This window comes from Serratia sp. 14-2641 (assembly GCF_001692375.1).
Classification (GTDB): Bacteria; Pseudomonadota; Gammaproteobacteria; order Enterobacterales; family Enterobacteriaceae; genus Chania; species Chania fonticola_C.
Map to the genome: position 1 here is coordinate 1 of NZ_LXKR01000087.1, position 1,516 is coordinate 1,516.

The window sequence follows — 1,516 nt, forward strand, 5'->3', positions numbered from 1 at the left end:
GTCCGATATCAGTGATAAAGAGGCCACCATTGGATTAATCAAAACGATCGTCGATAACCATCAAAGGATCGATGTTTTGGTCGCCAATGCTGCTTTCGCCCCTCAGTTTAAAGACAGCTATGAGTATCGTGGATTGGTGGATAGCATTGAGCATAACGCCTGGCCATTGGTTACCTATCTTGATGTGATTAAACAGTCTATAGGTCAGTTTCCTCGTTATGTTGTGGCAACTACCTCCGAAGGGCATCGCAATTGTCATATTAATAGATATGATTATGTCGCGGCATCGAAAGCGGTACTGGAAACATTGGCTAAATATATATCTGCGAGAGATGATATTATTATTAATTGTGTTTCACCGGGTGTGGTAGATACCGAGGCATTTGAGTTGGTGTTTGGTAAGATGGCTCAGGATTTTATCAGGAAATTTGATCCGGGTTTTATTGTTCAGCCAGAGGCAGTGGCTAATGTAACCGTGGCTCTTTGCAGTGGTTTGATGGATGCGGTGCGTGGTCAGGTTATCGTTGTGGATAACGGTAGGATGTTCACCGACAATTTCACTAAGTGGATAGTGATGCTCGATAAATATTTTATTGAAAAGTAAGAGGTTGTTTTTGTGGCCAGAGTAGCAATCGGTCACTTTATGCTATTTTCTGAAGAGGCTATTTATGTCTGAGAACAACAGAGATCGGTTTGTCGGCCGCTGGAAACTGGAGTCTTGTATCGGTATCTGTGGCGATAAGCAGAGTTACCCTCTAGGTGTGGCGCCCTTTGGGATGCTAACCTACACCGAAGACTATATGATGGTATTTATTGCTGCCGATGAACGTACCAGGTTTACTACCGATGATATTCGTGCCATACCTCCTGAACAGATCATTACGGATTTCTCCAAGTTTGAAACCTACTGTGGCTATTACGATGTTGATTTTGATGAAAAGATCATTTCTCATAGGATTGAAAACAGCAAATACCCAAATCAAATTGGTACCGTACTTTGTCGTAAATTCAACTTTAAGCGTGACCAGTTGATCCTTCGCTCGATCGACAGTTTATTATTAAACAACACCCACTGGCTATTTGAGCTTCTCTGGAATAGACAATAAGTATAACAAAATAAATGGCCGCTCTTGTCAATATCTTCATTGATAAGGTGGGGCGCGGGGGCTCAATAATGATTGTGCGGGGCAATATGCTATTTTTTGATGTTACTTTCCCATATCACTTATCCGAAATGCCTAGAGTCACCTGCTTTATCCCTTTGATATCATAGCGCAATGTGTTCCTTGATATCCGCCTTATGCCCAGAACTTGCGCAATCTCGAAGAGATAATGGCAGAGCGTAGCGTTATTATTTACCATTCCAAGCTGCACCGTTGGTTCATCCGCTTGGTGCCGCGACTGTATAAGCCCTTTCGTCGGCATAAACGTTCTGTGGGTAGCCGATGGCGAATGGATGTAAATCAAAAATAAGAGGAAATATCTGTATTGCACGGTGAATATTTCTAGCCATACC

At 42.5% G+C, this 1,516-nt stretch carries 2 protein-coding genes and 1 pseudogene; all 3 read left to right on the forward strand.

Translation table 11 applies throughout. The features are described 5' to 3' along the window. A partial coding sequence (locus tag A6U95_RS25320; RefSeq protein ID WP_065686498.1) for an SDR family oxidoreductase occupies positions 1-604 on the forward strand: 604 nt, incomplete at its 5' end. 64 nt (positions 605-668) lie between these two features. Next, positions 669-1,106, forward strand: a complete 438-nt coding sequence (locus A6U95_RS25325) for a lipocalin-like domain-containing protein (RefSeq protein WP_071926317.1) — start codon at positions 669-671, stop codon at positions 1,104-1,106. Positions 1,107-1,248: 142 nt separating this feature from the next. Next, a pseudogene (locus A6U95_RS31630) lies at positions 1,249-1,516 on the forward strand (IS6 family transposase); the annotation flags it as partial.

Excerpts from the sequence above, each read along its gene's own strand:
- A6U95_RS25325 (WP_071926317.1), top strand. The coding sequence starts at position 669 with ATGTCTGAGAACAACAGAGATCGGTTTGTCGGCCGCTGGAAACTGGAG.